The sequence below is a fragment of the Streptomyces sp. NPDC096339 genome, assembly GCF_044762985.1.
GTDB lineage: Bacteria > Actinomycetota > Actinomycetes > Streptomycetales > Streptomycetaceae > Streptomyces.
The window spans coordinates 21716-48528 of sequence record NZ_JBIWFI010000021.1 but is presented as its reverse complement, the minus strand read 5'-3'; the positions used below and the strand labels follow the sequence as shown (position 1 = coordinate 48528).

The 26813-nt window shown below is 75.8% G+C and carries 13 protein-coding genes; 3 read left to right on the top strand and 10 right to left on the bottom strand.

Annotated features, from left to right (window positions below):
• Positions 1 to 11: 11 nt before the first annotated feature.
• From ACIQ5Y_RS24550 to ACIQ5Y_RS24515, 8 genes are read right to left on the bottom strand one after another with little or no spacing between them, the layout of a single operon-like run.
• Positions 12 to 1295, bottom strand: a complete 1284-nt coding sequence (locus tag ACIQ5Y_RS24550; protein WP_403884264.1) for an alkaline phosphatase family protein — start codon at positions 1293 to 1295, stop codon at positions 12 to 14.
• Positions 1296 to 1333: 38 nt separating this feature from the next.
• Complete coding sequence (locus tag ACIQ5Y_RS24545; RefSeq protein WP_403884261.1) at positions 1334 to 2488, bottom strand: galactokinase; 1155 nt, start codon at positions 2486 to 2488, stop codon at positions 1334 to 1336.
• Positions 2485 to 4350, bottom strand: coding sequence for a methyltransferase domain-containing protein (locus ACIQ5Y_RS24540; protein WP_403884259.1), 1866 nt, complete (start codon positions 4348 to 4350; stop codon positions 2485 to 2487). The genes ACIQ5Y_RS24545 and ACIQ5Y_RS24540 overlap by 4 nt, the downstream gene beginning before the upstream one ends.
• Entirely contained in the window at positions 4347 to 5525 is a 1179-nt protein-coding gene (locus tag ACIQ5Y_RS24535; RefSeq protein WP_403884256.1) for a glycosyltransferase, read from the bottom strand. Before ACIQ5Y_RS24535 ends, ACIQ5Y_RS24540 begins: the two co-directional genes overlap by 4 nt.
• On the bottom strand, positions 5522 to 6376 hold the full coding sequence (locus tag ACIQ5Y_RS24530) for an alpha/beta fold hydrolase (protein WP_403884253.1): 855 nt from the start codon (positions 6374 to 6376) through the stop codon (positions 5522 to 5524). Before ACIQ5Y_RS24530 ends, ACIQ5Y_RS24535 begins: the two co-directional genes overlap by 4 nt.
• Before the next feature lie 7 nt (positions 6377 to 6383).
• Positions 6384 to 6728 (bottom strand): acyl carrier protein, encoded by a 345-nt coding sequence (locus ACIQ5Y_RS24525; RefSeq protein ID WP_403884250.1) that lies wholly within the window; start codon positions 6726 to 6728, stop codon positions 6384 to 6386.
• On the bottom strand, positions 6718 to 11817 hold the full coding sequence (locus ACIQ5Y_RS24520) for a beta-ketoacyl synthase N-terminal-like domain-containing protein (RefSeq protein ID WP_403884247.1): 5100 nt from the start codon (positions 11815 to 11817) through the stop codon (positions 6718 to 6720). The genes ACIQ5Y_RS24525 and ACIQ5Y_RS24520 overlap by 11 nt, the downstream gene beginning before the upstream one ends.
• Positions 11810 to 19540 (bottom strand): SDR family NAD(P)-dependent oxidoreductase, encoded by a 7731-nt coding sequence (locus tag ACIQ5Y_RS24515; RefSeq protein WP_403884244.1) that lies wholly within the window; start codon positions 19538 to 19540, stop codon positions 11810 to 11812. Before ACIQ5Y_RS24515 ends, ACIQ5Y_RS24520 begins: the two co-directional genes overlap by 8 nt.
• A 471-nt stretch (positions 19541 to 20011) precedes the next feature.
• Here ACIQ5Y_RS24515 and ACIQ5Y_RS24510 point away from each other — a divergent pair, with 471 nt between their 5' ends.
• From ACIQ5Y_RS24510 to ACIQ5Y_RS24500, 3 genes are all read left to right on the top strand, one after another.
• Complete coding sequence (locus ACIQ5Y_RS24510; RefSeq protein WP_403884242.1) at positions 20012 to 20905, top strand: LysR substrate-binding domain-containing protein; 894 nt, start codon at positions 20012 to 20014, stop codon at positions 20903 to 20905.
• An 88-nt stretch (positions 20906 to 20993) separates the two neighbouring features.
• Positions 20994 to 22277 carry a putative Ig domain-containing protein gene (locus tag ACIQ5Y_RS24505; protein ID WP_403884239.1) on the top strand — a complete coding sequence of 428 codons (1284 nt, stop codon included), beginning with the start codon at positions 20994 to 20996 and terminating at the stop codon, positions 22275 to 22277.
• Positions 22278 to 22361: 84 nt separating this feature from the next.
• Positions 22362 to 23612 carry a cytochrome P450 gene (locus tag ACIQ5Y_RS24500; protein ID WP_403884236.1) on the top strand — a complete coding sequence of 417 codons (1251 nt, stop codon included), beginning with the start codon at positions 22362 to 22364 and terminating at the stop codon, positions 23610 to 23612.
• 54 nt (positions 23613 to 23666) lie between these two features.
• Here the strand turns inward: ACIQ5Y_RS24500 and ACIQ5Y_RS24495 are convergent, their stop codons facing one another.
• Entirely contained in the window at positions 23667 to 25067 is a 1401-nt protein-coding gene (locus ACIQ5Y_RS24495) for a hypothetical protein (protein ID WP_403884234.1), read from the bottom strand.
• Between the two features lie 56 nt (positions 25068 to 25123).
• Positions 25124 to 26758, bottom strand: a complete 1635-nt coding sequence (locus tag ACIQ5Y_RS24490; RefSeq protein WP_403884231.1) for a serine/threonine-protein kinase — start codon at positions 26756 to 26758, stop codon at positions 25124 to 25126.
• Between the last annotated feature and the right edge of the window lie 55 nt (positions 26759 to 26813).

Here is a 26813-nt window from a genome sequence, read left to right as displayed (position 1 = left end):
GGAAGGCCCCCTCAGAACCAGTTGACGGTGAGCGGGAACGCGGCGGTGACGGTGGCGCCCGCGGAGTCGGTCGCGGTCGCGGTGATCTGGACCGTGCCGACGGACCACGGCTTCCCGCTGATCCGGCCCGAGCCGGCGTCGACGGTCAGGCCGAAGGGCAGACCCGTGGCCGCGTAGCGGATCGGGGACTTGCCGCCGGTGGCGGTGAGCTGGACGGTGCAGGACTGGTTGAACTTGCAGGTCTGGGGGCCGGGGTTGGCCAGTTTCAGATCACCCGTGGTCGGGGTGGGGGTCGGCGTGGGGGTCGGGGTGGGCGTCGGAGTCGGCGTCGGAGTCGGAGTGGGAGTCGGCGTCGGGGTCGGGGTCGATCCGGTGGTGAACACCTCGCTGATCGGCTGGACGTTGGCCGCGTTCCCCGCGTGCGTCGCCGACCCGAAGAGGTCCTCGAAGGTGCGCAGCAGGTGGTGGTGGTTGAAGGCGGTGGAGTACGTCCCCGTCTTGACGTTCGCGCCGTAGAAGACGGTGGCGATCTGGTTCGAGCCGAGGTAGTTGTCCTCGTCCCAGGTCAGCACCAGCAGGCTGTTGTTGGCCTTGGCCCACTGCGCGTAGGCGTCGATGTTGTTCTTCGTCCACGTGTCACCCGTGTTCACCGAGCACGAGTGCATGTCGTTGCACTGGTTGGGGACGACGAACGACAGGTTCGGCAGCGCCGCGAAGTTGTTCTGCGGGAACTGCGCCCACGTCTTGCCGGTGTTCAGCGGCACGTTCTTGAAGGCGAACCACGGGTTGTGCTTCTGCGCGTACTGGCCGTTCGTGCAGGCCGTGGAACCCTCGCTCGGCAGGTCCTCGTTGTACGTGGCGAAGGTCTTGCCGGCCGCGATCAGCTCCTGGCCGAGGTTGGCCGCCGTCATCGACTGCGGGGTGTAGCAGCCGTCCCCGGTGATGCCCTGCGTGGCGCCGGAGAAGAGGTTGAAGTAGTTCGGCTGGCTGGGGTGGGTCAGCGCCTTCATCCCTGTCAGGCTCGCGCCGCCGCCCGCCAGCTGGTTGATGTACGGGGCGTTCGAGCTGCCCATGATCTCGCCGTACTGCTTGTTCTCGTACACGACGACCACCACGTGGTCGTACGAGGGCAGGCCCGCGGCGGCCGCCGCCGCGGGTGCCTGCGAACCGGTCTCGGCGGCCTGGGAACTGGCCACCGTGAAGGCGCCCAGCAGGCCGAGCGTGCCGAGGGCGGCCACGAACGCGGAGCGCCGGGCTCCGCGTCTCGTGGTCGTTCCGGGTGAGTGGGTGGACATGGTGGTGCCTCCTCGGGTGTCGTGCCTCGGTTGTGGTGTTACTCCTCGCGCCGGGCCGGTCCGGCCACCGCGATGTTCAGGAACCGCGGTACGGGCCGCCCCCGGCCGCGGAAGTCCTCCGCGACCGCGGCCCGTACCGCCGCCAGTCGTGCCTCGGGCAGCAGCACCAGCACGCTCCGCCCCTCCCGCTGCCCGGGCTGCCAGGCGCTCAGCGCCCCGGCCGCGCGGGTCCGGGCCACGGCCCGGGCCAACTCGGCGGGCCGGTCCGCCTGCTCCCCCCGTACGGCCAGCAGCACCAGCCGCGCGCCCGAGGCGGCCGGGTCGAAGTCGACGTACCGCCGCCCGCGACCCGGCTCCGGGCCCAGGAGCAGGGCCTTGCCCGGCCGGGCGAAGAGCACCGCCCGGCGCAGGGTGTCGTCCCCGTCCGGCAGGGCGTCGGCCAGCAGCCGCGCCAGGTGGGCACGGTCCGGCTCCTCGCCCCGGCCGCCGTGCACGTCGGCCGCGGCCAGGGCGATCGCGCACTCCGCCGGCTCGGCCGTGGCCAGCCCGGCGGCCGCCGTGAGCGAGCCCTGTACGTGCAGGTCGGTCCCGCCGCGGCCGTGGCCGGCCCGGGCCAGTGCGCGCAGCACCGCGTACGGCCGTACCGCCCACTCGGGGGCGTCGGGCGGCGGCCCGGACAGGGTCAGCGGCAGGTCGCAGCTGTCGGCGGGGTGCGCGAGGGAGCTGAGCCGCACCAGCCCGTCGGTACGCGGGGCGGCGGCGGCCGCGGTGGGCCAGCCGGCCGCGGCGACCAGTCCCGGGGAGCCGAGGTGGAAGGCGTACGGGGCGCTCCACACGGCGTCGGGCCGCCGACCGTGCGCGGCCTCCAAGGCGTAGGCGACGAGCCGGAACAAGGGATCGACGGTGGCCCGCCGCGCCAGGCCGCCTCCGGCCGGGTCGCCTCCGGGGTGGTCGGCGGTCTCGGAGGTGCCCCCATGGGCGCCGCCCGGATGCGAGCCGGGGGCGTCCTCCACCGCGCCGGTGGCGGGTCCGGCCCGGCGGGCGCGGGTGGCGGCCGGATCCGCTCCGGCGGTGCTCCCGAGGGTGTCCGGGCGGGCCGCGTGCCGCTCCGCACCGGGGGCGGGGGCGGCGGCGCCCGTCCCGGCGGCGGGCCGGGGTGAGGGGGACGGGAGTCCCATCGCGGGGGGTGTCATCGGGTGTCCTTGCGGGCCAGGAGACGGTAGGCGTTGCCGCCGTCCGAGTGGTGGGCGGCCGTGGTGCGCAGGGCGTCGAGGGCCGCCGCCGCGGCGAAGAACGGCAGCGCGGCCACCCGTACGGCGCTCGCGCGGGCCCGCGCGCCCGCCGTCGGCCGGGGTCCCCACGGCCGGTCGGGGTCCGGGGCCAGCCGGGTCGCGGTGAGGGCCACCGCGCCGAAGAAGTCGTTGCCCTGGTGGGCCGGACCGTGCTCCTCGGCCAGGACCGTCAACCCCCGGTCGGACAACGCCTCCCGCAGGTTCGCGGCCGGGATCAGGTGCTGGTGCTGCGGCTGGAACCACGGCAGCCAGGCCGGGCCGAGCAGGCCCGCCATCCGCGACTGCGGATCGGGCAGCTCGATCGTCAGGAACCCGCCGGGGGCGAGGACCGCGGCCGCCGCGTCCAGCTCGGCGAACGGGTCCCGCGTGTGCTCCAGGTAGTGGTACATGCTGACCACCTCGTACTGCCCCGCCAGTTTCGGCGCGAACTCCGGGAACTGGCCCTGGTACCCGGTCTCCACCCACCCCCGGTGCTCCGCCTCGCGGACCCCCTCGCCCATGTCCAGCCCGTCGAACCGGGTCCCCGGCCACACCGCCCGTGCCGCGTTGCAGAAGTGCCCGTGCCCGGTCCCCACGTCCAGCCAGGACGCGGGAACGGCGTGCGGGCGGAGCATCTCGGCCCGGCTCCGGTAGGCCGCGCCGAGCCGCCCGAAGACCGTGCCGGCCCCCTCGCCGCCGCGCCCGTCGTAGAAGTCGCGGTAGTAGAAGTCCAGCCCTTCCGGGGTGAGCCGGGGATTCTGGAAGACGTGCCCGCAGTCCCCGCACCGTTCGAGGGTGAACCGGCCGGGCTTGCCCTGGAGCAGGTCCGGCACGCGCACCCGTACCGACAGCCGGTGCGAGCCGCACCACGGGCAGTCGGGGCGGCGCGGCTCCAGGAACCGGGCGGTGCCGTCGGCGAGTTCGGCCCGGTACGCCGCGGCCCTGGCCGGGTCCGTGTCCCCCTTGCGGCCGGCCGCCGCCGAGGCGGTACGCAGGGCGGCGCCGAGGGAGCGGAGCGGCCGGGCGGCGCCGGCCAGGGCCAGATCCGCCGGGCGCAGCGGGGAGTCCGGCCCGCCGAGCGCGAGGTACGGCTGCAGGCAGTACAGCCCGGCCGCGGCCGCCCCCCACCGGCCGTGACGCACGACGGCGGCCGCGAGCAGCGCCAGCCCGCCCAGCTGCGCGGCGGCCAAGGCCCCCGGCGGCAGCCCCTGGGCCCGCAGCTCCGCGGCCCGGGCGGCCCCCCGTACGGCCCCTTGGCGCCCGGCCGGCCCGCAGCTCAGCGCCGGGGCGATGGCGAGGCCCGTCGCGTCGGCCGCGTACTCCTTCAAACGGCGGGTGAGCGCGAGGAGTTCCGCCGGGGTGGAGTACGGCCCGTCCGCGTCCACCCCGGCCCGGGCCAGCACCTCGTCCGCGACGAGCACCGCGAACCCGGCACCCCGTCCCTCGCCGAGCCGGTCCTCCCGGTAGCGAGCCGGGTCCACCAGCCGCAGCAGCCCGAGCGCCCGCTCGGCGGGCAGATCCGCGGGCAGCAGGTCCAGCACCCGCAGCCCCTCCCGCTCGGCGTGGGCACAGGCCGCGAGGAACGTGGCCGCGTCCGGCTCCACGCCCCGGGAGGTCAGCAGCCGCCAGCCCGCCGGGCGCGGCACCGCGGCGGCCGGGGGCGGGACCACGGGCAGCACGTGGACCGCCCCGAGCCGCCGCCGGGTGCGCACGGTGCCCGCACCGAGGGCGGCCAGCAGCACCGCCGGGACCCAGGGGATCCGGGGGAGCGGGGGTGGTGTCATGTGAGCTTCTCCAACCGGTCGGCCGCGGCGGAGGCCCCGCCCGCCGCGGCGAATGAGGCCTGTATCCGCCGGGCGGCCCGGCGCGGGCCGGGGTCGTCCAGCACGGCCGTGAGGGCATCGCGCAGTTCCTCGGCCCGGGTCCTGCCGAACCGCACCCGGACCCCCGCCCCCGCCTCGACGACCTGCCGGGCCACGATCGGCTGGTCGTCCCTGATCGGGGCGACCACCAGCGGCAGCCCGTGGGCGAGTGACTCGCAGACGGTGTTGTGGCCGCCGTGGCAGACCACCGCGTCCAGATGGGGCAGCAGCTCCAGTTGCGGGACCCGCTCCCGCAGCAGGAGGTGGCGGGGTGGATCCCCGACCAGGGCGGCGGGGGCCGCCAGTACCAGCTGCGCCTGCTCGGCGAGCCGTTCGGCGGCGCCCAGCACCGACCGGTAGAAACGGCCCCCCGCCTCCTGGTTGAGGGTGCCCAGCGACACCAGGACGCGCTTGCGCGCCGGGTCCAGCCGTTGCCACGGGAAACCGGCAGGAGCCGGACGCGCCCCGAACGCCGGCCCGACGAACGCGAAGTGCGACGGGAACTCCTCGCTCCGACCCACGAGTTCGGGAGTGGAGAAGACCAGCACCAGCCGCTCCGAGAACCGGGGGTCCCAGCCCTCCCCGTCGTCCCCGAACTCGGCGAGCAGGCCGCCGATCTGCCCGGCCACCCACTCCCCGACCTTGGGGAAGTCCGCGAAGGGGCGGGTGAGTTCGGCGGAGGTGCTGGCGGAAGTGGCCCACGGGACACCGAGCCGGCGGGCGACCAGCGGCCCGGCCAGGGCCTGCTGGTCGGCGACCAGCACGTCCGGCCCGAAGGCCTGCACCGCCCGGGTCACCCCCGGGACCATGGCCCGGGCCAGCGGGACGAGGGCCTCCTCCCAGAGGAAGCGCAGCGCCCCGACCCCGCGCAGATCCCGCCAGCGTTCGTGCAGGCCGGCGTAGGCGCCGCCGATCTCCCGACCGTCGGCCCCCTCGCCGGCCGGCAGGATCCGGGCCCTGGGCGGCAGCAGGCCGGCCAGCGCGGAGGCCGGCCCGGTCCAGGCGACCTCGTGCCCCCGGGCGGCCAGTTCCGCCCCGACGGCCACGGTCGGGTTGACGTGCCCGGCGAGGGGGGGAACGGTGAAGAGCACCCTCATGGGACCAGAGCTCCCGTCGGGGCGCGGTAACCGGCCGCACCGGTCGCACCGGTCGCACCGGTCGTGGCGTCGAGATGGGCCAGGACGGTCTTGCGCAGCGTCCCGCTGCTCTCCTTCAGCACGTCGTGGCCCAGGCCCGGCAGGATCTCGATCGAGGCGACCTCCGGGGCGTGGCGGACCAGCTCCCGTGCCCCCGGCACCAGTTCGGAGTGCTCACCGCACACGATCAGCACCGGGCAGCGCAGCAGGGCGTAGTCGGCCGGCGTGAAGGTGCGGCTCCCGGCGATGTCGTCGATCAACGTGGTGCGGTTGAGGAGGGCGTCGGCGATGGCCGTCAGGTTGGCGGCCTTGCGCAGGCGCAGGCCGTGCAGCTCGGTCGGGACCGGGCTGTCCTCCAGGCTGAGCGCGGCGGCGGACAGGGTGTCCACCATGTTCTCCACCCAGTCGCCGCTGAGCGGTGGTTCGAGGAGGGTGAGCCCGGCGACCAGGTCGGGCCGGGCCAGGGCGGCGTGCAGCGCGAGGGTTCCCCCGTAGCTGTTGCCGACCAGGTGGACCGGGCGCCCGCCGAGGTCCAGGGCGCCGAGCAGCGCGAACAGGTCGCGTACCGCCGTGCGGCTGTCGTAGCCCGTGGGCGGCCGCTCGGTGCGGCCGTGGCCGCGCAGGTCGTAGAGGACGGTCTCGTACCCGGCCAGGGCGACCGGCACGGCCAGCGGACAGTAGAAGGAGGACAGGTTGTCGACGACCAGCCCGTGCAGGAACACGACCACGGGCCGGTCGGGGCCGGCGGCCCCGGCGTCGGCCGGGAGCCGCTGGACGTGGAAGCGGAGGGAGTCCGCGAGGACGACGGCCATGGCGGGCTCAGCCCGCCGAGGCCGGAGCGGCGGCCGAGGCCGGAGAGGCGGCGGAGGCCGCCGCCGTCCGGGCCAGGGAGGCGTGGGTGATCCGCCCGATGTGCGTGACGAGTTCACCGACGGACATCGCCAGGATGGCGTCCATGTCCTTCTCCGCCAGGAACCCCATCAGGTCCACATCGGCGCCGTAGCGGTGGTGCAGCAACTCGGCGAGGGCGACGAACTCGACGCTTTCCAGCGCGAGATCCTGATTGAAGGTCGTCTCCATCGTGACCTCCTCCGCGAGCAGGTACTCGTCGCCGACGATCTCCACGAGCATGGAGGTGATCTCGGCGAGGATGTCAGGTGCCATGACGGGTCTCCGTGAGCTGGAAGGGGACGGTGGACGGGTCCGCCGGTTCCGCCGGGCCGGCGGTCCAGGCGACGACGTGGTCGAGCGGCGCGGGGCCGGGCAGGGCGGCGCGGACGGGGTACGGGTGGCCGCCCGGCGAGCGCACCAGCAGGGCGCCCGGGTCCGGGTTCCCGGAGTCCTCGGCCATCACCCGCCATGCGCGGGGGCGGCCGCCGAGCCCGCTGCCCTCCGCCTTGGCCGCGGCCTCCTTCGCGCACCACAGGGCGGTCAGCGCGGCCGGCAGGCCGGTGCCCTCGCGGGCGGCCAGCCTTTCGGCCAGACGGAGTTCGTCCGGGCCGAGTGCGATGCGGACCAGCGCGTCCGGGTCGGCGGTCACCGGCTCCACGTCGATGCCGACCGGCCGGGACGGATGGGCGAGGGCGACCGCGATCCGGTCCTTGTGGGCGATCGACAGCCGGAAGCCGCCGGTCAGCGGCCCCAGCGCGAGCGGGCGGCCCGCCGCGTCGTTGCCGATCGGGACCTCCACCGGGAACACCGGCCCCGCCCCGGCGTCCCACAGCAGGCCGCGCAGAGCGTCCTTGGCCGCGATCCGGCCCAGCAGCCACGGCGCCTTCGCGCGAGGCGACAGCCCCTCGTAGACCGCCCGTTCGGCGGCACCGAGGTAGCGGCGCATCACCAGCTCCTGCGAAGCGGGGTCGGTCCAGCGCCGCCGGGCCAGACACCAGCCCTCGGGCCGGGGCTCGCCGATGCCGCACACCTCCGGGGTGAACTTCATCGGCCAGACCCGCTCGTCGGCGCCGAAGCGGCGGTACGTCCACCCCTCGATCCGCGCCCACACCGGGCCGGTGGCATCGCCGGAGGCGTCGGCCCGTCGCAGTTCGAGATCGCCGCGCACGGTGATGTCGCGGACCTCGCGGACGCGGGCCGTCGCGGCGACGAGGTCCCGCCCGGCGGGCGGGGGTCCGAAGAAGCGCACCCGGTCCACGGTCGCCGGGAACACCAGGCGGTCGACGGGCAGCCGCAGTTGCATCCAGTGCCCGAACAGCTGCCCGGCCGCGTCGAGGAGCGCGCCCGGATCGGGCAGGGCCCGCAGCACGCCCTGGATGCCGTCCTCGCCGACGGCCCGCACCTCGTGGACGGCGGCGAACCGGGGGCCGTGGAACATCCACCGGTCCCGGTACAGGGCTTCGGCGCTGACGGGGGCCGGCCGCGGGTCGCGCAGGGGCGCCGGGTCGGGCGCGGGCGGCCGCTCGTACCGCGCGCCGAGCAGGACGACCACGCTCGCGTACTCCCCGAGGGTGACGCGCAGCCGGCCGGGCCCGGCGTCCCGGACGGTGACCTCGACGTCCACGGCCGGCTCGACCGCGAGCCAGCGCAGGGCCCGTACGTCCTCGTAGCCGACGACGGCGAGGCCGGGCGGCGCGTGGCGGCGGGCGGCGTCGGCGGCCAGTTCCAGCATGGTCGTCATGGGTACGACGGGGAACCAGTCGGAGTCCTCGGGCCAGCCGTCGGGCTGGAGGTACACGCAGTGGTCCCGTACGTAGGGCAGCGCGGCGAGGGAGAGCCGCAGGAGGGCCTTCCCCGTGGCCCCTCCCGCACCGTGGCGGGGGCCGTGGTCCGGCCCGGCCGCGGTCGGCTGGGCGACTGCGGCGGGCTTGACCGGGGCCCGTACGGCCGTCCAGGCCTCGGTGACGCTCCGGGCGGCCGCGCCGGTGTCGGCGAGCACGGTGTCCAGGGCGGACAGCAGCACCGGCCGCGGACCGGTCGGCTCCGCCGGTACGGGTTCCCTGGGTCCGGGTGGCGACAGGAGCCCGCCCAGGGCCGCCCGGGCTTCCTCCCCGAGCCGGACCAGCGGCGAACCGAGGTCCAGGGTCACGCCGAGGCCGCGCCGGGCACCGGATCCGGTGCCCGTGCCGTTGTCGGAGCCGGAGCCGGAGCCGGAGCCGGAGCCGGAGCCGGAGCCGGGTGAACCCGGGTTCGAGCCACGGCTCGGGCCCGGGCCCGAACCCGGGCCCGAGCCGTGGCTCGAATCCGGGCCCGAGCCGTGGCTCGAACCCGGGCCCGAGCCGGGCCCCGCACCGGGGTCGTCGGCGCGACGAAGGGACCCCGCGTGCGAGTCATGGAGGGCAACGGCCGGGCCGGAGGCGTCCGCAGAGCCCGCCGTCGGGCCCGCCGGGCTCGAACCGGCCATCGCGTCCGCACCGGGCGGGGTCGGGCTGCCCGCCGTGTGGCGGGCAGCCCCGCCCACCGGCCCGGGGGCCGGTGGGCGGGACATCGCCTCGCGACCCGCAGGTCCGGCAGCCCCCTTCTCCGAGCCGCGCGTGGCCACGATGGCTGCGCCACCCGCAGGGCCGGAAGCCGATCCCAGGGATCCCGCCGAGCCGCCCGCCGAGCCGCCCGCAGGGCTGCCGGCCGATCCACCCGCCGAGCTCCCCGCAGGCGAAAGACGGTCCCAGCGCGGGGCGTACCCCTCGGCCCACAGCGCGGCGCAGGCCCGGCGCAGGGCCGCCAGGCCGCCGAGCCGGGGGGAGGACACCGACACCGACAGGTGGGGGCGGTCGCGCAGGGTGTCCTCGACGAAGCCCGGCAGGCTGCCCGGGCCCAGCGTGACGAAGCACCGCACGCCCTGCTCCTCGTACAGCCGCAGGGTCAGCTCACGGAACCGCACCGGCTCCAGGAGGTGACGGACCACCAGCTCCCGCACCTCACCCGGATCGGAGGGGAAGGGGGCGCAGGTCGTCGCCGACCAGACGGGCAGCGCCCCGGCCGTCAACGGCAGCCGCCCGAACGCGGCCCGCACCTGCCCCAGGTACGGCTCCCACATCGGTGTGTGGAAGCCCGAACGGAACGGCAGTTCCTGCCCGAGCACCCCGTCGGCGCGCAACCGCGCGACCACCGCTGCCACTTGCTCCGGCTCCCCGCATATCACCGACTGGTGCGTGCAGTTGTCGTGGCTCACCACGACCCGGTCCAACCCGTGCAGCGCCGCCTCCGCCCGCCGCGCACCGCACCCCAGCGCCGCGTACACGAGGTCCGGGACCAGCAGGTCCCCCGGCCGCAGCGAGCCGAGGAAGGTGTCGGCCGCCTCCTTCGGGTACATGCCGGCGGCCACCATCGCCGCCCACTCGCCCAGGCTGTGCCCGGCCAGTACGTCGGCCTCGATGCCGAGCCCCGGCATGAGACCGGCGAAGAACCTGCCGGTCGCGATCGCGTCAAGAGCCCGTTCGATCAGCGTCGACCCCCGGGTGAGCGGGGGCCGGGCGGCCCCCAGCCGGTCCGCCACGTCGTCCACGACGGGCGTGAACTCCGGCTCCAGGCCCGGGAAGAGGAAGGCCGTACGGCCGGCCAGAGGCTCCGGCGCGAACCACACGTCCCCCCTTCCGCACCAGGCCCGGCCGCGCGCCACCGCCTTCGCGGCCAGCGCGAGCCGCTGCGGGGTCGGCCCGACCACCGCCAGCCGGCAGGGCCCGGCACCGCCCGACACCGGAGCACCGGCGGCCAGCAGCGCGGCCAGCTCCGCCGGGCCGTCGGCGGCCAGCAGGAGTACGTCCTCCCGGGCCGGGGCCGACCCCACCGGCGCGGCCGCCGACCCCACCGGCGCGGCCGCGGGCCCCAGCGGCAGGAACCGCCGCACCGGGGCCGCCGGGCGGGCCGCCGCCGGAGCCTCCTCCAGCACCACGTGCGCGTTGATCCCGCCGAACCCGAACGCGTTGACCCCGGCGCGGCGCGGCGCGGGCCCGCGCTCCCACGGCTCGGCCGCCGTCACGGGCCGCATCCGGGTCCGTACGAGGTCCGCGTGCGGCTCCTCCAGGTGCAGGGTCGGCGGCAGCACCCCCTCGTGCACGGCGAGGGCCGCCTTGATCAGCCCGGCCATGCCGGAGGCCTGCATGGTGTGGCCCAGCATCGACTTCACCGACCCGAAGCCGATCCCGCGCCCCCCGGCGCCCGCCTCGGGCGGGCCGAACACCCGGGCCAGGGTGTCCAGTTCGGCCGCGTCCCCGACCGGGGTGCCCGTGCCGTGCGCCTCCAGCAGCCCCAGCGCGCCCGGCGCCCGCGGATCCAGACCCGCTTCCCGCCAGGCCCGCTCCAGCGCCCGTACCTGACCGGCGACGAGCGGACTCATCAGGCTCGCCGCCCGGCCGTCCCCGGCCACGCCCGTACCGCGGATCACCGCGTACACCCGGTCGCCGTCGCGCTCCGCGTCCGCCAGCCGCTTCAGCAGCACCACCCCTGTGCCCTCGGACAGCAGGGTCCCGTCGGCCCGTCGGTCGAAGGGCCGGATCCGCTCGCTCGGGCTGAGCGCCCGCAGCTGCGTGAAGACGCTCCACAGCGTCGCGATGTGGCAGTGGTGGACGGCGCCCGCGACCACCGCGTCACAGCGCCCGGCCGCCAGCAGCCCGACCGCCTGGTCCACGGCCAGCAGCGAGGACGCGCAGGCCGCGTCCAGGGTGTAGGCGGGGCCCCGGAAGTCCAGCCGGTTCGCGGTGCGGGCGGCGGTGAAGCTGGGCACCAGCCCGATCGAGGCGTCCGGCCGCTCCGGGCCCAGCGCCTCCTGGAACGCCGAGCGCACCTGCGCGATCCGACGCTCGCCCAGCTCCGGCGCGAGCTCGCGCAGCGTCTGGGCCAACTGATGTGCGGTGCGCACCCGTTGGTCCAGCCGGGCGGTGGCCACGCCCATGAACCCGCCGCGCCCCAGCACCACCCCGACACGGGAACGGTCGGCCGGCAGCCGGTCCTCGCCGCCCGCGTCGGCGATGGCCTCGGCCGTCGCGTGCAGGGCCAGCATCTGATCCGGCTCGGCCCCCTCCACCGCGGCCGGCATGATCCCGAACCGGGTCGGGTCGAAGGCGGCGAGTCCGTCGACGAAGCCGCCGCGCCGGCAGTAGAACCGGTCGCCGGAGACGGGGCCGGTCGCGGCGTCCGGGTCGTAGTACACCTCCGGGTCCCAGCGTCCGGGCGGGACCTCGCCGATGGAGTCCGTACCGGCGAGGAGGTTGCGCCGGTAGGCGGCCAGGTCGCCGGCCCCGGGGAAGACGGCCCCCATCCCGACGATCGCCGCGTCCGTCGGGCGCGGTCCGCGCTCACTCATCGCGGCCGCCCTCCTCGGCCGCCCCGGCCATCAGCACCACCTGTACGTCGGTCCCGTGCGCGAGCTCGGCGAGGAACGCGGCGGTGCCCGCCTCCGGTGCGATCAGCGGGATCCCGCGGCGTTCGTAGGCGCGCTCCAGCTCCGGGGTGACCATCCCGCCCGCGTCCGAGGCCCACGGGCCCCAGTCGACGGCCAGCACCCGGCCGGGGAAGGACTCCGCCCAGGTGTGAGCGAGACCGTCCAGGGCGTCGTTGGCCGCCGCGTAGTCGCACTGGCCGCGGTTCCCGTACACGCCGGCGACGCTGCCGAAGAGGGCGAGGAAGCGGGGCGGGGGCGTCGCACCGTGCTCGGCGGCCGCGGTGGCGAGGTGGCGGGCGCCGGCCACCTTGGTGGTGAACACCTCGGCGAAGTCGGCCGGCCGCTTGTCCCGCAGCAGGGCGTCCCGCAGGATCCCGGCGCCGTGCACGATCCCGTCGAGCCGGCCGTGCCTGGCCCGTACGTCGGCCACCACGGCCCGCACGGCGGCCGCGTCGGTGACGTCCGCGCAGTGGTAGCGGACGGAGGCCGCCGCGCCGGCGAGTTCGGTGAGGGTGGCCCGTACCTCGCGCTCGGCGAGGATCCGGGAAGCGGCCGCCTCGATCTCGACCGGCTTGCGCAGCCCGGTGGCGATCAGTGCGGCACGGAGCGCGACCCGGTCGTGGGCCTGGCCGAACCCGTCGCCTGCGGACGCCGGTTCGGGGGTGCGGCCGATCAGCTCGACGTGGCAGCCGGTGGCCCGGGCCAGCGCGAGGGCGGTCCGCGCGGTGATGCCGCGGGCGCCGCCGGTGAGCAGGACGACGGAGCCGGGGCCGAGCGGCGGCGGCCCGTCCGCCTCGGTGAGCCGGGTCGCCACCGGGCGGCGGGCCACCCGTACCCCCTCGGGGGTGTACCCGACGGAGGCGTGCGCGTCCGCGCCACCGGCGTCGGCCAGCTCGTCCACGAGCTGCGCGGCGATGCGGTCGGGGTCCTCCTTGGGCTGGACCTCCACCGCGCGGACCAGTGCGCCGGGGTACTCCAGCGCCGCGCTGCGGGCGAAGCCGTGCAGGCCGGCGCCGGGGGTGCCGGGCGCGGTGACGAGGAGCAGCCGCCGTACGCCGCCGGTCAGGGCCTGCCGCAGCCCCGGGAAGGCGGCGGGCAGCACGGGTTCGGCCCCGGGCCGCAGCGCGGACAGGTCGACGACCCCGTCGAACGCGCCGACGCCCTCGCGGTACCCGTCCGCCCCGGCCTCCGACCCGGTCCCTGCCCCGGTCCCCGCCCCGGTCTCGGCCTCTGCCTCGGTGGCCGCCTCGACGCCGGGAACCACCGTCACCAGGGCACCGTGCGCCGCGAGGGCCGCGCCGAGGGCCGGCGCGACGCCCTGACCGTCCCCGACGATCCCGATGCGCAGCCCGCGCAGTTGCGCGGGTCGTCCGTCGGCCGGGGGCAGGGCCACCGTGGTGACCACGAGCCGGCCGAGGGGTACGGGCGGTGGCGCGGGTGCCGGATCGGGTGCGGGCGAGGAGCCGGCGGCCGCGTCCGTCCGGGACCGGGCGGGCGTACCCTCCACGGGCTCCGGCTCCGGCTCCGGCCCGGCCGCCTCCGCCACTGGCACTGCTGTCGGGGGCTCGCCCGTGTGGGAGACGACCCAGTCCACGATCCCGCGCAGGGTCTTGATCCGGGACAGCTCCTCGACCGCGTCCTCGGCGGACCCGCCGGCGTCCTGCGGGAGCCCGATGCGGTCCGCGAGGGCGCCGATGATCTCGACGCGCTTGATGGAGTCGATCGAGAGGTCCGCCTCCAGGTCCAGCTCGGGGTCGAGCATGTCCCGCGGGTAGCCGGTCCGCGCGTGCACGATCTCCAGGACGACGTCCATGACCTCCTCGGCGGAAGGCCGCTCACCACCGCCGTTCGCCGTGCCGCCCGCCGGGTCGGTGTCGCCACCCGCGAGGTCGCCGCGGCCCGTGCCGGCCGTGGCCTCGCCGGGCCCGCCCCACTGGTCGTCCGGTGCGGGCGTGTCGGCGGCCAGGGCCCCCGGGTCCCACGGGTGTGGTCCCGCCTGAACGGGCGCGGCGCCCGCCCGGGCGTCTTCGCCGGGAGCCGGGGCCCTTCCCGCGCCCAGGTAGCCCAGCAGGACATCCCGCTGCGCCTGCACGAGTTCGCGCGAGGCGCGCAGGTACTCGAAGACCGCTTCCTCGCGCCGGTCGGCGCCGGGAGCCGCCCACGCACCGGGGTGCGAGCCCGGAGCCGGGGCGGCGGTTGCCCGCACTCCGGCGTCCTGGGACGCGCCCGGCCCGTTGGCGGAGGCCACCCACGCTGCCGTGCCCGTGCCCGCGGCCGGGCCCGCACCCCGACCCGTGTCCGTGCCCGCCCACGGGCCGGCGGTCGGGGCCGATCCCCGACCGGCGGCCGTGTTCGCCCACGCCCCGCCGTCCCGGGCCGAGCCCTGGGCCCCCTGGACCCCCGGAGGGACACGGCGGGCCGGCTGGAGGCCGCCCTTGACCGGGATGCCGTCGGCCGTGCGGACCAGGTGGCCGTCCACCAGCCAGCCCGGGCGGCGCGGGGCGCGGTCCGGGAGGGTGGTGGTCCGGCCTCGGAACAGCGCCGCCGGGGCGATCTCCACGCCCGCCGCCGCGAGTTCCGCCAGGGCCGTGACCAGCCGGAGCAGTCCGTGCTCGCCCGGTACGTCCAGCGGGACCACCGTGTGCGGGCGGTCGCCGAGGATGCGGGTGACCAGAGCGGACAGCACCCGGCCGGGGCCCGCTTCAACGAAGGTCCGGACGCCGGCGGCGTACATCGCCTCCACCTGCTCCACGAACCGCACCGGCAGGCCGAGTTGGCTCGCGACGAGGCCACGTACCTCATCGGCGGAAGCCGGATACGGCGCGGCCGTCGCGTTCGACCACACCTCGACGGCCGGCCCGGACACCGCCGTCGCCGCCAGTTCGGCCGCGAGGGCATCCGTCGCCCCCGCCACCACCTCGCTGTGGAACGCGCAGGCGACGGGAAGGGGTTGGGCCGAAAGTCCCGCCGCGCCCAGGGCCGACACGGCGGCGGCGACGGCCTCCGTCGGGCCCGAGATCACGCACTGGCGGGGCGCGTTGTGGTTCGCCACCACGCATCCGGCGCGCTCCGCGATCTCCCGAACCTCCTCCGGAGCCGCCGACACCGCCGCCATCGAACCGGGATCCGCGCCGGCCGCCGCCAGGATCGCCTCGGCCCGGCGCGTGCCGAGCCGCAGCAGGCTCTCCGTGTCGTACGCCCCGGCCGCCCAGAGCGCGGCGAGCTCCCCGTACGAGTGCCCGGCCACGCAGTCCGGGCGGACGCCGAGCTCGCCGAGCAGCAGGTGCGCCGCCGCCCCCGCCAGCCCGAGGGCCGGCTGGGCCACGCGGGTGTCGGTGACCGCCGCCCGCCGCGCCGCCCGCTCCTCGGCGGTGAACGCCGCCGGCGGGAACATCGCCGAGACCACCGGCTGCGGCGCCTCGTCCAGCAGCCCGCGCAACCCCGGGAACGCCATGTACAACTCACCCAGCATCCCGGGCCGTTGGCTGCCCTGCCCCGGGAACAGGAACGCCACCCGCCCCGGCCGCGCGGACTCCTCCCGTACGTGGACCCCCGCGCCCGGAGCGAAGGCGCGGGCCCGCTCCAGCCGGGCCGCCAGTTCGTCCGGGCCGGCGGCGACCACCGCCACGTGGACCGGCCCGGTGTCGGCGGCAACCTCCGCCGCGAGGTCGCGCAGCGCCCACGGCCGGCCGGCCGCGTCGTTCTCCTCCAGACGGGCCGCGAGCCGCGCCATCGCCCGGCCCGCCGCGCGCCGGTCCTCCCCGCGGAAGAAGAACACCTCCGCGGGCCATTCCTCCAGCCCGTGCCGGGGTTCCTCGGTGCCCGCGTAACCGGCCAGCACCGCGTGGTAGTTGGTACCGCCGAACCCGAACGCGCTCACGCCGGCCACGCGCCGCTCCGGGGGCTCGGCCCAGGGTCGGGCCTCGTCGTCGAAGAAGAAGGGGCTGCTCTGCGCCTCCCAGGCGGGGTTCGGCGCGTCGATGTGCAGGGTCGGCGGTCGCACACCGGCGTGGACCGCCCGGGCCGCCTTGATCAGCCCGGCCAGGCCCGCCGCGCACTTGGTGTGCCCGAGCTGCGACTTCACCGAGCCCAGCGAGCAGGAACCGGCCCCGGCCCCGGCGGCGGTGAACACCTCGCTCAGTACGGCCAGTTCGGTACTGTCGCCGACCACGGTGCCGGTGCCGTGCGCCTCGACCAGGCCCACCTGGCCCGGGGAGACCCCGGCGCGCGCGTAGGCCCGCTCCAGCGCCCGCCGCTGCCCCTCGGGGCGGGGCGCTGTCAGGCCGAGCGACCGGCCGTCGCTGGAGGCGCCGACCGCCTTGATCACGGCGTACACCCGGTCGCCGTCCCGCTCCGCGTCCGCGAGTCGCTTCAGGACGAGCGCGCCGACGCCCTCGCCGAGGGCGATCCCGTCGGCGGCCGCGTCGAAGGGCCGGCAGCGGCCGCCGGGGGACAGGGCGCGGACGGAGGCGAACATCAGGTAGTCGTTGATGCCGTTGTGCACGTCGGCGCCGCCACACAGCACCATGTCGGAGTCTCCGTCGCACAGTTGGCGGCAGGCGAGGTCGAGCGCGGCGAGCGAGGACGCGCAGGCGGCGTCGACCGTGCAGTTCGCGCCGCCGAGGTCCAGGCGGTTGGCGACCCGGCCGGCGATCACGTTGGCGAGGATCCCGGGGAAGGAGTCCTCGGTGAGGCGGGGCAGTTGCTCGTCCAGCGCGGGTGACAGCTCGCCCAGGTAGGCGGGGTGCAGGGCGCGCAGCCCGTACGCGCCGGCCAGCTCGGTGCCCGCCTCCGCGCCGAACACCACCGAGGTCCGGGAGCGGTCGAACTCCCGGCCCTTGCCGTACCCGGCGTCCGCGAGGGCTCGCGCGGAGATCTCCAGGGCCAGCAGCTGTACGGGTTCGATCCCGGTGAGGGAGGCGGGCGGTATGCCGTGCGCGAGGGCGTCGAAGGGCACCGGGCCGAGGAAACCGCCCCAGCGGGACGGGGTGCGCTCGCCGGCCCGGGCCGGATCGGCGTCGTAGTACAGCTCCGGGTCCCAGCGCTCGGCCGGTACCTCGGTCACGGCGTCCGTCCCGGCGAGCACCATGGCCCAGTAGGCGGCGAGATCGGGGGCGCCGGGGTAGGCGCAGGCCATCCCGACGATGGCGACGTCGAGCGGGTCGCCTGCCGCGGGCTCGGCCGGGGTGAACTCCCGGGCCCGCCGGGCCAGCAGCTCCGTGGCCCCCTCGGTCACCTGCGCGTGCAGTGCGGCCACGGTGGTGGTCGCGTCCCGCAGGGCGGCGGCCTGCCCGAGCATGAACAGTCCCTCGGCGTACTGTTCTTCCTCGGGCACGGCCACCAGCCGGTCCGCCTGCGGCGGGGGTTCCTCCAGCCTGGACGCCTGATCGGGGGGCGTGGGCGCGGCGGCGAGGTCGTCGGGCGCGGCTGCGCCGCCGGGGCTCCGCCCCGGACCCCGCTCCTCAAACGCCGGAGGGGCTGGAATGCCCCCCGCCGGGGCCTCGGAGGCCCGGGCGGGACCGGGGGTTGCGGCGGTACGGGCCGCGGTCCCGCCCGTTTCCGCCGAGCCCTCCGCGAGGGAGCCGGTCGAGCCCTCCGCAGGGGAGCCCGCCGAGCCCTCCGCTGGGGAGCCCGCCGAGCCCTCCGCGACAGAGCCCGCCGAGCCCCCCGCGAGGGAGGCCGCCGAGCCCTCCGCAGGGGATCCCGCCGAGCCCCCCGCGAGGGAGGCCGCCGAGCCCTCCGCAGGGGATCCCGCCGAGCCCCCCGCGAGGGAGCCGGTCGAGCCCTCCGCGAGGGAGCCGGTCGAGCCCTCCGCGAGGGAGCCGGTCGAGCCCCCCGCAGGGGAGTCGGCCGGGCCGTCCGGGGCGGGTCTGCGCAGGCCCTTGCTCGCCAGGCGGAGGCGGCCCAGGTTGAGGGTCTCCAGTTCCTCCCACACGCGGCGCGGCTCGGTGCCGCTCTCCGTGAGGCGGCGGCGGGTCGCCTCGAAGGCGTCGGCGTACGGGGTGGCCGCGCAGCGCGTCGCGTGGCCGGGGGCGGTGTGCAGCAGCACCGTACGGTCGCAGTCCAGCGCCGCCCGCTGGAAGCCCGGCACGACCGCGCCCGCCGCCACCGCCTCGTCCGTGAAGAGGTACGCCGTTCCCATCAGCACCCCCACGCGGGCGCCCCGCTCCGCCAGCGGCGCCGCGGCCGCCGCCGCCATCGCCGCGGAGCGCTCGTCGTGGATGCCGCCCGCGAACAGCACGTCCAGGGCCTCCGGTTCGGGGCAGGACAGCAACCGCTCGATCTGCTCCTCCCACAGCGGGAACGACGCCCGAGGCCCGACGTGCCCCCCGCACTCCAGCCCCTCGAAGACGAACCGCCGCGCGCCCTCGGCGAGATACCGCTCCAACAGCCCCGGCGACGGCACGTGCAGGTGCGTCCGGATGCCCGCCGCCTCCAGGGGGGCCGCCTGCGCCGGAGTGCCCCCGGCGATGATCGCGTACGGCGGGCGGGCCTCGGCGACGGCGGCCAACTGCTCGCGCCGCAGTTCCGGCGGGGCGAAGCCGAGCAGGCCGACGCCCCAGGGGAGTTCCCCGAGCCGCTCGGCGCTCTCGGCGAGCAGCTCGCGCACGTCGGGACCCTCCATCACCGCGAGCGCCAGGTACGGGATCCCGCCCGCGTCGGCCACCGCCCCCGCGAAGGCCGCCCGGTCGCTGACCCGGGTCATCGGGCCCTGCGCCACGGACAGCGGACGCGCGAGCGGGCGGGCCCGCTCGGCCGCCGCCAGGTGTCCGGCGATCGCGGCCCGCACGGCCTGGAGCACGCCCCCGGTGGTCCGGTACCGCGCCGCCAGCCGGGCGGCCGCCGCCCCGTCCTGCCCCACGGGCAGCAGCTGCGCCCGCAGGTCCCGGGCTCCGAGGAGCGCGGCCACGGGCCCCTCGGGTCGGGGCAGGTCGGGCCGGGTGAACACCCGGTGGCCCCGCGTCAGCCGGGTCTCGGAGCCGTCCATCGCCCGCAGCGCCGAGCAGACCTCCGCCGGCAGGCCGGCCTCCCCCTCCGCAGTCAGGGCCAGTTGTACGTCGAGCAGCACCCCGGCGGCTCCGCCCGCGACGGCCGCGGCCGCCGTGTGCCGGCCGATGCCGCCGAGGGCCCGTACGGGCACGGCGACGGCAGGGTCCCCGAGCAGCTGCTGGAGCAGTACGAACGTGGTGGTCCCGCCCACCCGGCCGCCGGCCTCGTGCCCCTTGGCGACGAGCCCGCCGACCCCCGCGGCCACGGCCCGCGCGGCCTCCTCCGTATCGGTGACCTCGGCCCAGACCCGCGGCCGCCCCGCCGCCGCGGCCCACGCGGACACCTCCGCCGGGGTGTAGTACGCCGGGTCGGCGTGCAGCACCGTGTCCACCTCGGCGGGCAGCTCCCCGGGCTGGACGCGGCAGCCCACGGGCACCCGCACCCCGTACCGCCGGGAGGCGGCGGCGCCGCCGAGCCGGCGGGTCAGCTCCGCGAACGCGCGCCGCGCGGCGTCCGGGTCCCGGCCGAGATCGAGCAGCCCGAGGGCCCCGGCGCGCTCGGCGGCGGCCACGATCCGAGGGTGCGGCTCCTCGAACGGGGTGACCGCTACGACGAGGTCGCGGGTGGCGGCTGACTGCGGGGGCTGGGGGATCACGGGCGCTCCTCTTTGAGTGCTGTGTGACATGGCGCAGTACAGGGCGGAAGAACGGGGAATCAGGTGGAACGGGAGTGCGGCGTCTCGCGCACATCGGCCGGGCGGCCCGCCGCCGACAAGGCGGGCTTGAACAGTGGTCAAATACCCTCACGCCGCGATGCATCGTGCGGTGGCCTCCCCGCACTGTCAACAGGCATGCGGAATACGCTGCTTCGCGTCGACGGACGCCGCGCGGGACCCGCCGCGCACCCCCGGCGGCCCCCCTCCACTGCCCTGCCGGGCCGGTGGCCTGGGACGATGCCGCCGAGAGCGGGTCGGGCCCGGAGCGCGTGCCCTCGTCGCGCATCCCCAGGGGCATGCCGGACCGGCATGCCAACCCGTGGAACCAGGTATGAACGCCACGCCGGACTCGGGAACTTGTTCACCCGACGAGCCCTTACGGGTACAGCCCCACCCCGTTACCGTCCGTCCATGACCCCCACCCTCGCGCAGCTCCGCTACCTCGTCGCCGTCGCCGACTGCCGGTCCATCACCGGCGCCGCCGCCTCGGTCTTCGTCGCCCAGTCCGCCCTGTCCCGGGCCGTCCAGGCCATGGAACGCGATCTGGGCGTCGAACTCCTCGCACGCCGGGGAAGGGGGGTGGACCTCACGCCGGAGGGGGCCCGGGTCGTCCGGCTGGCCCGCACCGTGCTGAACGCGGTCGAGGCCATCGACGACATAGGGACCCCGCACGGCAAGAACGCCAGGGCCACGCTGAGCCTCATCACCACCCCGACCCTGGCCCTCGACCTGGCGGCGGACCTGGTCGCCGCCTTCACCGAGCGGCACCCGACCGTCGACGTCCGGCTCCAGCAGTACGACAGCCGGGAGGCGATGGTGGAGGAACTCAACCAGGGGCGGGCCGAGTTGGCCCTGATCGACCTGCCCGTCGACAAGGAACTCTCCACCCACTTCATGCAGGAGCGGGAGGTGGTGCTGATCTCGCCGGTGGGCTCCCGGCTGCCGGACCCGATCCCGCTGCGGATGCTCGACGGACTGCCGATGGTGCTGCCCACTCCGGGAACCGGACGGCGCACCGAGATGGAGGCGATGTTCAGCTGCATCGGCGTACGGCCCGTGCCCTCCCTGGAGGTCGACGAACGCCTCGGCTGGGTGACGGGCGTGACCGATGGCCGGGGTTCCCTGATCTGGTACCGGGACGTGGTGTTAAGGGCGTTCGGCAGCCGCGCCGAGGTCCGCTCCTTCACCCCGCCCCTGCTGCGCCCGGTGGGCATCGCGCACGCCCGGCGGCCGCTGAGCCGCGCGGCCCGCGCCTTCATCGCGCACGCGGGGCGCAAGGCGCCCGTACGGGAGCCGGTGCGGTGAGGGGGCATGCCGCCACGGCATTGAACGATGCTCAAACGGGAGGAGATCAGGCCTGTACCAGCAACTGATGTCCCGTCACATTGTGGGCATGTCCCCACTCCTCACACCCCACCGGGCCGCCGCCCTCGCGACCGCGGCCCTCGCCACCGTCCTGCCCGCCGTCGCCTGGATGAGCAGCGCCACCGCGTCCGCGTCCGCCCCGTCCGCCGTGACGGCAGCCGCCGGCGCCCTGGCGCTGGAGAAGAAGTGCACGCTTCCGGGAGGCCTGGTCGAAGAGAGCGGGCTCGCGGTGAGCCGCAAGCACCCGGGCATCCTCTACATCGTCAACGACAGCGGCAACACCAACCAGGTCTTCGCCATCGACTGCACCACCTCCACCGGCAGGCTCGCGGCCACCTTCACGGTCTCCGGCGTCGGCAACACCGACTGGGAGGGGCTGGCGATGGGCAAGGACGCCGCGGGCGGCCCCGCCATCCTGGTCGGCGACATCGGCGACAACTTCGGCAGCCGTGCCGAGATCGTGGTGCACTCCTTCCCCGAGCCCGACCAGCTCGTCAACGCCACCGTGACGCCGGTGACCTACCGCTTCGCGTACGCCGACGGCAAGCACGACGCCGAGTCCCTCCTCGTCGACCCCCTCAGCGGCCGGATCCACATCGCGAGCAAGGTCATAGGGGCCGCGGGGCAGCTCTACCAAGCCCCACTGCCGCCGGTGACCGGGCAGGTCAACACCCTGACGGCGGTCCGGCCCGGCCCGGTGTTCGCCACCGACGGCGCGTTCTCGCCGACCGGGGCCTCGTACACCCTGCGCAGCGGCGGGCCGCTCGGCGCCAACACCGCGTCGGTGTACGACACCGCGGGGACCAAGCTCGCGGACGTCGCCCTGCCGGCGCAGTCCCAGGGCGAGACGGTGACGTACGCCGACTGCGCGAACCTGCTCGTCGGTTCGGAGAACGACACCCAGATCTGGCGGGTACCGCTCCCGCCGGAGGCCACCCCGGGCTGCGGCACGACCCCGACGCCCACGCCCACTCCGACCCCGACCCCGACACCCACGCCCACCCCGACACCAACCCCGACACCCACGCCAACCCCCACCCCCACTCCGGGTGACCTGCGCTTCACCAACCCCGGCCCGCAGACCTGCAAGTTCAACCAGTCCTGCACCGTCCAGCTCTCCACCACCGGCGGCAAGGCCCCGGTCAAGTACGCGGTCGACGCCCTGCCCTGGGGGCTGACCCTCGACGCCGGTTCCGGACGCATCACCGGCAAGCCCTGGGCGGTCGGCACCGTCACGGTCACCGCCACCGCGACCGACTCCACCGGGGCCACCGCGGGCACGTCCTTCGCGCTGACCGTCAACTGGTTCTGAAACGCACCCGGGACGGACTTGTACAACGTGACCTCGACCCCGCACTGTTGAGCGAGTTTCGGTCATCAGGTCAGGAGAGTCGGCTTGTCCTCCCACATTTCACCGGTCCCGCACGTCATCGACCCCGCCGGCGGCTGCCCGCACGCGCTCAACGCCCGGCTGCGCGCCGAGCAGGGCGCCGTGGCGGAGGTCGTACTCCCCGGTGGGGTGCCCGGGGCGGTCGTCCTGGGACACGAGGCGCTGAAGGAGTTCCTCGCCCACCCCGACGTGGCCAAGGACGCCCGGCACTTCCCCTCCCTGCACGACGGCACCATCCCCGCGGACTGGCCGCTGCGCGTCTTCGCCAACGCCCAGGGCATGCACACGGCCGACGACGCCGACCACCGCCGGCTCCGATCCCTGGTCGGCAAGGCCTTCACCGCGCGTCAGGTGGAGCAACTGCGGCCGCGCGTCGAGGAGCTGACCGCCGGGCTCCTCGACGACCTCGGCCGGGCCGCCGCCGAAGCCCCCGACGGGGTCGCCGACCTGTACACGCACTTCGCGCTGCCGCTCCCCATGAACGTCATCTGCGAACTGCTGGGCGTGGACCCCGAGCACCGGGGCCGGCTGCACCACCTCACCAACACGGTGATCATCGCGACCGACATCACCCCGGCGGAGAAGATGGCCGCCCTCCAGGAACTCGTCGCCCTGATCGGCACGGTCGCCGCGGCCCGGCGGGAGAACCCCGGAGAGGACCTCACCAGTGCCCTGATCGCCGTGCGCGAGGGCGACGGCGACCGGCTCAGCGAAGTCGAACTCATCGGCACGATGCGGCTGATGCTCGTCGCCGGACACGAGACCACCCTGAACCTCGTCACCAACGCGGTCCGGGCCCTGTGCGCCCACCGCGATCAGCTCGCGCTCGTCCTGGACGGAAAGGCGACCTGGTCGGACGTGGTGGACGAGACCCTGCGCTGGGACGGACCGGTCAGCTGGTTCCCCTTCCGCTACCCCACCCGGGACCTGACGGTGGACGGCACCGTGATCCCGCAGGGCACCCCGGTGCTCGCCGGATACACGGCGGCCGGCCGCGACGAGGCCTTCCACGGCGCGGACGCCGACCGCTTCGACATCACCCGCCCCACGGCGGCCCGCCACCTCTCCTTCGGCCACGGAGCCCACTACTGCATGGGCGCACCGCTCGCCCGCCTGGAGGCGACGATCGCGCTGGAGCGGCTCTTCACCCGCTTCCCCGACCTCGACCTCGCGGTCTCCGAGGACGAACTCCCCTACCAGCGCAGCTTCATCAGCAACAACGTCCAGTCGCTGCCGGTCCGCCTGACCCGGGACTAGGGGTCGCCGGGGCCGCCCCCCCCCCCCGCGGGCGGCCCCGGCAGCCCGGCACGGCTACGGCCGGGCCAGGACGTCGCCCACCCGGTGGGCGTAGACCACCCGGCCGCACGGGGAACCGGAGTCCGTGCAGGTGGGGTCCGCGGTGTCCGTGCGGTGCTCGGTCAGCGACCACAGGTACTGCGTGCCGCCGCCCTGCACGCCCTGCCCGTGCTCGAAGGACAGGTCCTCGGGGCCGACCGCGTTGGTGATGTTGGCGCCGTAGTCGACGAGACGGCCGCCGGAGACGGTGGCCCGGCGCAGGCTGCCGCTGTGGGTGGTCCAGCTGCGGTTGAAGTAGTACATGCCGTCGTAGCGCGCCGCGCCCTGGGTGAGGTCGCGCGGCAGGAAGAACGCGCTCGTCGCGCCGACCACCCCGCCCGCCGCCTTGAGCAGTCCGGTGCCGTCGTCGATCGGCAGTGCGCCGACCCGGCCCTTCTCGGGGTGCGCGGTGTCGGAATCGCAGTATTCACCCATGATCAGTGCCGGTGCGGCGGTGTCGCTGCGGTCGACCGAGATGTAGGAGGCCTTCGGCGCTCCGGTGGCGACACAGGTCCCGGCGGAGGAATTGCCCTGGGCGCTCACGAACTTGTACGAGGCCACCTGCGGCATCACATAGCGGTACGTGTGGCCGTAGTAGACGTTGTTCTGGCGGCCGATCCGGGTTTCGTCCCGGACGTTGCTCTTCAGACCGTCCAGCGTGGTGTCGTCCACCGAGGCGTTCTGGTCCGGGTTGAGGTCGAGGATGGAACGCATGTCGAAGACCCGCAGGCCGTTCAGGGTGTCCGCGACGTAGAGCTGGTACTTGTACCAGGCGATGCCGCCCGCGTGGACGTCGACCGCCTTGTAGGAGACGTGGTCGAAGCTGTTGTAGTACGGCTCGACGAGCAGGACGTGACGGTAGCGGCGGCCGTCGGGGTCGCCCGGTACCGCAGTCTCCGGGTCGAGGAACGACAGCCGCACGCCCTTGCCCCCGGCCTTGTCGTACCAGGCGGTGACCAGGGGCTTGCGGGAGCCCCAGAGCTCATCGGCCTGGGCGTCGGAAACACCGGTGATGCCCTGGGGTATCCATTCCTCCGTGGCGGCGTCGCCGGAGTCCCAGCAGAGCTTGCGGGCCGGGGCGAGCACGTTGCCGTCGTCGCCCGTGCCGAACGGGTCGGCCGTGCAGGACGCGCCCGTCTTCGCGACCCGGTTGCCCTGGTCGAGCAGGTCCTGGACGCCCTGCGTGGGGAGGGCCGACTTGAGATCGGCGACCTGGGCGCTCAGGTCCGGGCCGGACTTGAGGTTGAAGGAGGACGCGGTCGCCGGATCGCCGGGCGCCGCCTGGGCGGGGGATGCGAGCACGGACACCGCGAGGACCGCCGCGGCCGCCACGGATATCCAACCGGCATGCCTGCGGCGGGTTTTATGGGGGGACATGTGCCTTCTTCTGCCTTCGCTGTAGGGAGGAAGCGAAGAGCATACGGCGGAGGCGTTCAGCAGGGTGCCGAAGGGCCGTTCTGCCGGGTCAGGTTGTCGTTGGACATCCAGCCCTCGACGTTCGAGCCGGGCACGCGGACGTAAGTCCACTTGTTGCCGTGCGCGTTGACGACGTAGCAGTGGTACGTGAGCTTCGTGCCGGCCTTGGCGAGCGACACTGCGGGGCAGGTCTGGTACGGGCCGGTCTCGATGTGGAAGTCGCCGTTCATGTAGCCGTAGCTGCCCGTGGCCGCGGCGCGGTGGCTCCAGCCCGTACAACTCGTCGACACCGGGCTCGGTTTGGTCGCGGGGCTCACCGAAGCCTTCGGCGGGGTCACCGTCTTCGCCGTCGCGCCGGGCTTCGGGGCCGAGCCGCCGGCCTGTGCCCCGGGGGCGGTGGGGGCCGGGGAGGCGCCGGGCGTGGTCGCGGCGGGGGCCGCCGTACCGGGGCGGGCGGCCCGGTCCCCGTGCCCACCGCCCTTGCCGCCGCCGTCCCCGTTCGTCACGGCGTACGTGATGCCTCCCCCGGCGAGTACGACGGCGGCGGCCGCCACCACGATCGCCGTACGTCGCCGATGCCGCGGCCGGTCGGGCCCCGGTCCGCCGCCGCGCTGCGACGCGACCGTGGGCCGAGGGCCGACGGGCGGCCCGAAGCGGCCCGCCGGAGCCGGAGCCGGAGCCGGAGCCGGAGCCGGAGCAGTCGGAGTCGGACCGGGAGCCGGAGCAGGAGCCGGAGCAGGAGCCGGAGCCGGGGGAACGGGGGTCGGCGGGGCGAGACGGGCGCCGGTCGGGCTGCTCGACGCCACCCGCTCCAGCATCGCGCGCGCCTGCTCGGCGGTGGGCCGGTCCTCCGGCCGCTTCGCCATCAGGGCCTGGAGGACCGGCGTGAGCGGACCGGCCAGACGCGGCGGGGGCAGCGGCTCGGAGACGATCGCGGACAGGGTGGACCAGACGGAGGTGCGCCGGAAGGGCGAGGTGCCCTCGACGGCCGCGTACAGGGTCATGCCGAGCGACCAGATGTCGGATGCCGGTCCGGGGTCGCCGCCCTGGGCGCGCTCCGGCGGCAAGTAGTCCAGGGAGCCGATGATCTCACCGCTGCGGGTCAGCTTGGTCAGGGCCTCCTCCTCGGCGGATTCCATCGAGGCTATGCCGAAGTCGGTGAGGACCACCCGGCCCCCGTCCTGCTCCAGCAGCACGTTCCCCGGTTTGACGTCCCGGTGCAGCACGCCCACCCGGTGGGCCGCGTCCAGGGCGTCCATCAGCTTCGCGCCGATCGCGGCCGCCTCCGCCGGTTCCAGCGTGCCGCGCCGGAGGAGGAGGTCGTCGAGGGAGGGCCCTTCGACGAGTTCCATGACGATGACGGGCAGGCCCTGCTCCTCGGTCACGTCGTGCACCGTGACCACCCCGCCGTGCCGGATGCGCGCCGCGGCCTGCGCCTCGCGCCGCATCCGGGCGCGCAGGTCGGCGAGTTCGGGCCCGGACGCGTCCGTATAGGCGCGCAGGAGTTTGACGGCGACCTCGCGGCCCAGCAGTTCGTCCACGGCCCGGCCGACGACGCCCATGCCGCCACGGCCGAGCACCGCGGTCACCCGGTAGCGGCCCCCGAGCACCCTGCCGACCAGTTCCCCGTCATTCGCCTGTCCCGCCGGCACGGCACGCCCCGTTCCCTCAACCAACCGCACTTGATCACCTGGCGGCCACCAGGGT